General features: G+C 45.3%; 5 protein-coding genes and 1 pseudogene. 3 read left to right on the top strand and 3 right to left on the bottom strand.

Translation table 11 applies throughout. From position 1 onward, the window contains the following. Together pds and ACLFWI_RS25875 are read right to left on the bottom strand one after the other, a co-directional pair. Positions 1 to 1,357: 15-cis-phytoene desaturase (pds, locus tag ACLFWI_RS25880; RefSeq protein ID WP_446415303.1), on the bottom strand; the 1,357-nt coding region annotated here is incomplete at its 3' end. A 68-nt stretch (positions 1,358 to 1,425) separates the two neighbouring features. After that, on the bottom strand, positions 1,426 to 1,563 hold the full coding sequence (locus ACLFWI_RS25875) for a hypothetical protein (RefSeq protein WP_446415302.1): 138 nt from the start codon (positions 1,561 to 1,563) through the stop codon (positions 1,426 to 1,428). Between ACLFWI_RS25875 and ACLFWI_RS25870 the strand changes: the two genes are divergently transcribed. The 3 genes from ACLFWI_RS25870 (at position 1,553) to ACLFWI_RS25860 (ending at position 5,376) form a co-directional block, all read left to right on the top strand. Continuing rightward, on the top strand, positions 1,553 to 2,947 hold the full coding sequence (locus ACLFWI_RS25870; protein ID WP_446415301.1) for a DUF308 domain-containing protein: 1,395 nt from the start codon (positions 1,553 to 1,555) through the stop codon (positions 2,945 to 2,947). The two genes, ACLFWI_RS25875 and ACLFWI_RS25870, sit on opposite strands and share 11 nt — an antisense overlap. 97 nt (positions 2,948 to 3,044) lie before the next feature. After that, positions 3,045 to 5,198, top strand: coding sequence for a tetratricopeptide repeat protein (locus tag ACLFWI_RS25865; protein ID WP_446415300.1), 2,154 nt, complete (start codon positions 3,045 to 3,047; stop codon positions 5,196 to 5,198). A 46-nt stretch (positions 5,199 to 5,244) separates the two neighbouring features. Beyond that, the gene (locus ACLFWI_RS25860) at positions 5,245 to 5,376 is read left to right on the top strand and encodes a hypothetical protein (RefSeq protein WP_446415299.1); all 132 of its coding nucleotides are present in this window, start codon (positions 5,245 to 5,247) and stop codon (positions 5,374 to 5,376) included. 32 nt (positions 5,377 to 5,408) lie between these two features. Here ACLFWI_RS25860 and ACLFWI_RS25855 read toward each other — a convergent pair. Further along, a pseudogene (locus ACLFWI_RS25855) lies at positions 5,409 to 5,606 on the bottom strand (galactose-1-phosphate uridylyltransferase); the annotation flags it as partial. Positions 5,607 to 5,658 lie beyond the last annotated feature (52 nt).

Here is a 5,658-nt window from a genome sequence, read left to right as displayed (position 1 = left end):
TGACAATCACCTGCGATGTCAGCTTACCAGAAAGTACGGCACCCTCCATACTGGCAAGGTAACGTTGCATGGTGTAATCGCCAGTCAAGTAAAAATTTGGGATGGGCGTTTCTTGGCAGGGACGATGGGCTTGTCGTCCCGGAATGGCTTTGTAAACGGAACGTGGAGTTTTGACAATGTGATACTTGAGCAACTGGGCAGGGCTATCACTATCAAAATGTTTAGGGAAGAGTTTCTTTAGTTCTTCCAGCGTCGCCGCCACAATATCCTGATCGGATTTACCAATCCAATCTTTCGCTGGGGCGAGGACTAACTCCAACATCGAACGGTCAGGGTTGGCGTATTCCCGACAGGTATTGCTCATGTCAGCATACACTGACAAAAGGGGCGATCGCGAAAACAGGAGATGGTCAATATCTGTTAATTTCCGGTCAAACCACAGATGTAGGTTAATCACCGGAACCCCTTCTAACCCCTCTAGCTTATTGAAAAATTCCATCTCGCGCCAGGGTTGAGGCAGGATTAATTTTAAGGGATCGACAGGCATGGCTGATACATAGGCATCCGCCGTCAGCACTTCGTCCCCCTGTTCACCCCGAATCAAAAATCCCTGTACCGTCTGATCCGGATTGAGTAAAAATTCTTTCACCGGAACATTTAATCGCACTTCTCCACCCCTTGCCGTAATATAGTCTACCAAGGGTTGACAGAGGCGCTCCGTTGGGGAACCATCCAGGAATGCCATTTTCGACCCATTCTTTTCCTGGAGAAAGCGGTTCAACGCCGTCAACACCACCGTTGCCGAAATTTCATCGGGGTTGATAAAATTCAGCGCTTTCGCCATGGCGATAAAGACTTGCTTTTCTACCCGTGGCGGTATATTTTGGCGCTGTAACCACTCGGAGAAGGAATACTTGTCCATCTGTTCAACATACTTCTGACCATTAATAATGGCTGGAATCAAACCCAAGCCAAACCGGATCTTCTCCGACCAGGTCAGCATATCGTTATTCCGCAGAATCGCAATAATTCCGTTAATCGGTGCCGGTAAATCCGGGAAATCAAACCGAGAGTAGGTACCCGGTTTCTCTGGCTGATTGAAAATCATGGTGTGGTCTTTCCACTGTAGCCGATCCTCAATCTCTAGCTCCTTAAACAGCCGTAGCATATTGGGATAGGCGCCAAAGAAGATATGTAACCCGGTTTCATACCAGTCTCCGTCTTCATCTTGCCAAGCGGCAACTTTTCCGCCGAGAACGTCCCGACGTTCTAGAACAATAGGGGTGTGACCTGCATCCGTTAGATATTTGGCACAGGAAAGTCCAGCTAAACCCGCTCCAGCGATCGCAACTCGCATCTGATAGTAATACTCTTTAATTAGGTGCTTGTCGGTGTACTCTGGATTTCATTATACTTTGCAATCCGTTACATTTGCTCAAAACTGTCGCCGACTTCATCTGCTCCCCCTGCTCCCCCTGCTCCCCCTGCTCCCCTATCTCCCCCATCTCCCCTATCTCCCCCATCTCCCTCACCCCCATTCCCACAGTCATCAATGATGAACAAACCGACTCAGCTAATCTACCCTACCGTCGATCTATTCTTATATGACCTGCGCGAGAGTTTCGGTCACTCTCTCCCTGAAATCCATCACTACCGCCAACAATTTTGGCAAAAAATCGATCCCAACTTAGACGATGACAAACTCAACCAATTAGCCGCCCTAGAAAATCCCGCAGCGGATTATGTACAACTGTTGGTTAAGCCATTTGAATCCCGATTAGATGGATACTATCGGGTGCTACAACTCGGAGATGCTTACGCCCTGCAAGTCAATTGTTCAGGGGACTATAAAGATCCAGAAACCAAACAACCGAATGATGAGACCCAACGCATTGAAACGTTGAGCAAACTCAAAAAAATTATTGCCTCTCACATTAATCATCAATTGGATACGGGGGAACTGCTCCCCACCCAGCAAGGCACAATTGGTCAAACCTGGTTAGTGTCGGTGCAAATTGCTGATAGTAATCAAGACCCCAAACAACTGGCTAAAGACTGTTATAAACAGCTCACCCCTAATCTTAAGTGGACTCCTGAATTTAGAGAACAAGGACGATTGTTGGGGGCAAGAGTGTTTGAATATTGGCATTCTCCCGATAATTGGCAGCAAGACTGGGAGTCGTTTAGCCAAGAAAACTATCATCTGATAATTTGCATGTTTCCCGCTGGCAAGAAAGTCACGGAAATTCGCCAAAACATGTATGATATTCACTTGGATTTAATCCGCTTATTTAGCTATCGCCATAAAATCATTTGGGCATACTGGCAAAGTCGCTGCCGTACTCAAGAGTTAAAACTTCAGTCTTATGAAATTCGACGTTTAGTTGCCAGTGTCCGTACCTTGCCCAACCCGATTCAGGCTCAAGGCTTGAATTTAAAAGAACTGCAATCAACCTTAATCCAGACCTTGCCCACATTATCCGATTATGCCATGAATTTAAATGACCTAGATTACTATACAACAACGATTCAGGGAAATTTAGAAAATTATCAAAAGCGGATTCAAAAGCTGGAACGAGAAACAAGCAGCTATTTAAAAAATTTAAACCACTTTAGTGAAGTCGCGAATGAAAAATATCTGCAACAAGTCGCCACAGATAGCGCGACATTTCGTCCCGGATTACCATTGATGGAAAATTTGATTCGCACGATTGGAAGCGTAAGTGGTATTGAACAAATCAAAAGTAATCGCACGCTGAATACGACAGTCGCTTTAATTGGTATCGGATTAATTGTCAGCAGTATCGCCGCGACGGTTTTGGTCGAACAACTGCCCCCAGCGAAAGAGACGCCATTTTTGTTCACGCCTGTATTTTGGGGAAGTATTAGCACAGGAGTGATAGCTGTAGTGATTGCCTTTATTCTTCTGTTTCGCGATCGCCGTTAGGAAAAATGTTGATTGTTCATCGTTGATTGTTCATCGTTGATTGTTGATTGCTACCATGAACCATGAACCATGAACCATGAACTATAAACCATGAACCATGACAAATGACTATTTAGCCAATCAGTGGTTGCAGCAGGGAATTGAATACTTTAAGATTGGGCGCTACGGGGAAGCGATCGCGAGTTTTGATCAGGCTGCCCAATTACAACCCGATATGCCAGAAGTTTGGTTCCATTGGGGAAATACTTTGTTTCATCTAGGATGGTTCGACGCGGCGTTGACGCACTATGAGAAAGCGATTACCTTGAAACCGGATTACTCAGAAGCCTGGTTTAATCAGGGAAATAGCCTGTTTAAATTAGGACGCCTAGAAGACGCTTTAGCGAGTTATGATCAAACAACACAATTTAATCCTGATTTGGCAGTAGCTTGGGGAAATCGGGCAAGTACGCTGTATAATTTGGGACAATATGAAGAAGCGTTAACCAGTTGTCAACAGGCGACTCACTGCCAACCGGATTATGTGCAAGCTTGGTATATGCAAGGGTTGGTGTTGATGAATGGGGGACGAAAGGAGGACGCATTAGCAAGCTTTGATCAAGCCACAAGCTTAAATCCTGACTATCTGAAGGCTTGGAAAAATAAAGGCTGGATTCTGTTTAATTTAAACCGTTATACTGAGGCATTAGAGAGTTGGCAACAAGCGGTTTCACTACAGCCCAATGATTACGAGGTGTGGTTTCAGCAAGGGAATACGTTTTATCGGTTGGAACGGTTAGAAGACGCTTTGGCGAGTTATGAAAAAGCCGTTACCTTACAACCAAACGCCCCAGAAACCTGGAATAATCGGGGATTGGTTTTGTTTCATTTAAGTCGCCATACTGAAGCCGTGATAAGCTGCGAAAAGGCAACTGAACTACAACCCCATTACCCAGAAGCCTGGTTTCATCGCGGTAATGCCTTGTTTAGTTTAGGACGTTTAGAGGATGCGATCGCGTCTTATGACCAAGCGTTGCAGCTTAAACCTGATGATTACGCCACCTGGGGCAATCGGGGTAGTGCGTTATATAATTTAGGACGGTATCGGGAAGCGGTTTCGAGTTGCCAAAATGCTACCTATTTTAATCCCGATTATGCCGAGGCGTGGTACATGCAGGGATTAGCGCTAATGCAGGGGGAACAACCCAACGCCGCGATCGCTTGTTTGGATAAAGCGACAACGTTGAAACCTGATTATGCCCAAGCCTGGTTTTATCGGGGTCATTTATTATTTCAATTAGGGCATTTAGCTGAGGCGATCGCCAGTTGTCAACAAGCGACAACCCTTCAACCCGACTATGTAGAGGCTTGGTCTATTCAAGGTATCGCCTTGATGCAATTACAACGTCCCCACGAGGCGATCGCTTGTTTGGATCGGGTGGTTGAATTGTACCCGGAACACCCGGAGGCTTGGAAGCATCGGGGAACGGTTCTGTGTCAGTTGGAACGCTTGGAGGACGCAATTAGCAGTTTTGATCGGGCAATTACCCTCAAGCCAGATTACTTCCAGGCGTGGTATAATAAAGGGTTACTCCTGATGCATTTAGACCGCCCAGAAGCTGCCATTACCACCTTTGATAACGCCCTAGAACTCCAACCGAAACTGTATCCCGCCTGGGTAAACCGAGGCAATCTATTATTACAAGAAGGGCGCTGGGAGGCTGCGATCGCCAGTTATGATCAAGCCTTAGCCATTCAACCCAATCTTGCTGAAGCCTGGGCGAATCGAGGGATTGCCTTAGAGAGGTTAGGACGTTACCAAGACGCCTTAGACAGTTATGATCAAGCCTTAGCCCGACAATCCGATGATGCCCAAACCTGGAATCATCACGGAGTTAGCCTAATCCAGTTAGGACGTTACGAAGAGGCGTTAATCAGTTTCAGCCACGCCTTAGACAATCAGCCAGATGACCCCCAAACTTGGAATAATCGCGGCTTAGCCTTGGATAATTTAGGGCGGTATGAAGAAGCAATGGTTTGTTTTGAACAAGCGATTGAATTAAACTCCGACTATGCAGAAGCCTGGAATAATCGTGGTTTAGCGTTACGGAATTTAGGACGAGAAGAGGAAGCTATTCTATCCTTTGATCAGGCATTAGACTTAAAATCCGATTACCCGGAAGCCTGGAATAATCGTGGTTTAGCGTTACGGAATTTAGGACGAGAAGAGGAAGCGAATGCCAGTTTTGAACAAGCCAACATGAAGGATTAGCCAACTGTGAATTCAATGAATTCATCGTCGAGTTATATTATAATAGTTGAAATTATCATATTTTGAGCAAAACGATGAAATTTATAAATCCAAAACTGACTACGCCTTCAAAAAAACAACAGGATTAAGTCTGGAAGCCGTTCGAGAACTGCGCGAGAAAGAGTCTGAGAATTTGTAGAACTAATCACCCATGACCAATGACCAATAAACTTAAGAATTCAAAAAATCGGCATCAATTTCAGGTAAAGAAGGATTGATACTAATCCCAGAACCCAGTTCAAATCCGGCTGGGGTAGTTAACCGAGGGCTAATTTGGCAATACCAGTGAACCTGGGGTTCTTCGGCTTTGTAACGGGCAGCTGTATTAATCACATAATTATAATCGGGATCACTTAGCTTTTCATACAAACTCTAAAATATCGCAATACACACATCGTTGCCATTGATCGTAATATCGCTG

Origin of the sequence: Coleofasciculus sp., assembly GCF_046539235.1 — a bacterium.
Classification (GTDB): Bacteria; Cyanobacteriota; Cyanobacteriia; order Cyanobacteriales; family Coleofasciculaceae; genus Coleofasciculus.
The sequence above is the reverse complement of the archived record's forward strand: the minus strand, read 5'-3'. Positions and strand labels throughout refer to the sequence as shown.

Bases quoted from the DNA above. Each gene is read 5' to 3' on its own strand.
- ACLFWI_RS25870 (WP_446415301.1), top strand. From the start codon at position 1,553: ATGATGAACAAACCGACTCAGCTAATCTACCCTACCGTCGATCTATTC.
- ACLFWI_RS25865 (WP_446415300.1), top strand. From the start codon at position 3,045: ATGACAAATGACTATTTAGCCAATCAGTGGTTGCAGCAGGGAATTGAA.